At 52.0% G+C, this 2,500-nt stretch carries 2 rRNA genes (1 of these 2 cut by a window edge); both read right to left on the reverse strand.

The annotated features are described in order from the left end of the window. Positions 1 to 43: 43 nt before the first annotated feature. Positions 44 to 159: ribosomal RNA gene (gene rrf / locus AC1DLB_RS20035) — 5S ribosomal RNA — on the reverse strand. A gap of 155 nt (positions 160 to 314) precedes the next feature. After that, positions 315 to 2,500 (reverse strand): 23S ribosomal RNA (locus AC1DLB_RS20040) (it continues 706 nt past the right edge of the window).

Raw genomic sequence — 2,500 nt, forward strand, 5'->3', positions numbered from 1 at the left:
AAAACCCCTACCTGCATACGCAGATAGGGGTTTCGGAATTTAATCTTGACGATGACCTACTCTCACATGGGGAAACCCCACACTACCATCGGCGATGCATCGTTTCACTTCTGAGTTCGGGATGGGATCAGGTGGTTCCAATGCTCTATGGTCGTCAAGAAATTCGGGTACCRAACCGTCTTTCGACGCTTCAGCAAATTGGGTATGCGATAGTTTCTGCGGTTTTTGTGAATGCTTGCGAACTTTCGGTTCATTGCGTCTTCACACACCGCAATCTGGTGTCCTTTCGGATCAGCAAATTGCTTGGGTGTTATATGGTCAAGCCTCACGGGCAATTAGTATTGGTTAGCTCAACGCCTCACAGCGCTTACACACCCAACCTATCAACGTCGTAGTCTTCGACGGCCCTTCAGGGGACTCAAGGTCCCAGTGAGATCTCATCTTGAGGCTAGTTTCCCGCTTAGATGCTTTCAGCGGTTATCTATTCCGAACATAGCTACCCGGCAATGCCACTGGCGTGACAACCGGAACACCAGAGGTTCGTCCACTCCGGTCCTCTCGTACTAGGAGCAGCCCCTCTCAAATCTCAAACGTCCACGGCAGATAGGGACCGAACTGTCTCACGACGTTCTAAACCCAGCTCGCGTACCACTTTAAATGGCGAACAGCCATACCCTTGGGACCGGCTTCAGCCCCAGGATGTGATGAGCCGACATCGAGGTGCCAAACACCGCCGTCGATATGAACTCTTGGGCGGTATCAGCCTGTTATCCCCGGAGTACCTTTTATCCGTTGAGCGATGGCCCTTCCATACAGAACCACCGGATCACTAAGACCTACTTTCGYACCTGCTCGACGTGTCTGTCTCGCAGTCAAGCGCGCTTTTGCCTTTATACTCTACGACCGATTTCCGACCGGTCTGAGCGCACCTTCGTACTCCTCCGTTACTCTTTAGGAGGAGACCGCCCCAGTCAAACTACCCACCATACACTGTCCTCGATCCGGATAACGGACCTGAGTTAGAACCTCAAAGTTGCCAGGGTGGTATTTCAAGGATGGCTCCACGCGAACTGGCGTCCACGCTTCAAAGCCTCCCACCTATCCTACACAAGCAAATTCAAAGTCCAGTGCAAAGCTATAGTAAAGGTTCACGGGGTCTTTCCGTCTAGCCGCGGATACACTGCATCTTCACAGCGATTTCAATTTCACTGAGTCTCGGGTGGAGACAGCGCCGCCATCGTTACGCCATTCGTGCAGGTCGGAACTTACCCGACAAGGAATTTCGCTACCTTAGGACCGTTATAGTTACGGCCGCCGTTTACCGGGGCTTCGATCAAGAGCTTCGCGTTAGCTAACCCCATCAATTAACCTTCCGGCACCGGGCAGGCGTCACACCCTATACGTCCACTTTCGTGTTTGCAGAGTGCTGTGTTTTTAATAAACAGTCGCAGCGGCCTGGTATCTTCGACCGGCGTGGGCTTACGCAGCAAGTGCTTCACCCTCACCGGCGCACCTTCTCCCGAAGTTACGGTGCCATTTTGCCTAGTTCCTTCACCCGAGTTCTCTCAAGCGCCTTGGTATTCTCTACCCAACCACCTGTGTCGGTTTGGGGTACGGTTCCTGGTTACCTGAAGCTTAGAAGCTTTTCTTGGAAGCATGGCATCAACCACTTCGTGTTCTAAAAGAACACTCGTCATCAGCTCTCGGCCTTAGAATCCCGGATTTACCTAAGATTCCAGCCTACCACCTTAAACTTGGACAACCAACGCCAAGCTGGCCTAGCCTTCTCCGTCCCTCCATCGCAATAACCAGAAGTACAGGAATATTAACCTGTTTTCCATCGACTACGCTTTTCAGCCTCGCCTTAGGGACCGACTAACCCTGCGTCGATTAACGTTGCGCAGGAAACCTTGGTCTTTCGGCGTGGGTGTTTTTCACACCCATTGTCGTTACTCATGTCAGCATTCGCACTTCTGATACCTCCAGCAAGCTTCTCAACTCACCTTCACAGGCTTACAGAACGCTCCTCTACCGCATCACCTAAGTGATACCCGTAGCTTCGGTGTATGGTTTGAGCCCCGTTACATCTTCCGCGCAGGCCGACTCGACTAGTGAGCTATTACGCTTTCTTTAAAGGGTGGCTGCTTCTAAGCCAACCTCCTAGCTGTCTAAGCCTTCCCACATCGTTTCCCACTTAACCATAACTTTGGGACCTTAGCTGACGGTCTGGGTTGTTTCCCTTTTCACGACGGACGTTAGCACCCGCCGTGTGTCTCCCATGCTCGGCACTTGTAGGTATTCGGAGTTTGCATCGGTTTGGTAAGTCGGGATGACCCCCTAGCCGAAACAGTGCTCTACCCCCTACAGTGATACATGAGGCGCTACCTAAATAGCTTTCGAGGAGAACCAGCTATCTCCGAGCTTGATTAGCCTTTCACTCCGATCCACAGGTCATCCGCTAACTTTTCAACGGTAGTCGGTTCGGTCCTCCAGTCAGTGT

This window comes from Pseudomonas sp. 05N434 (assembly GCF_056396965.1).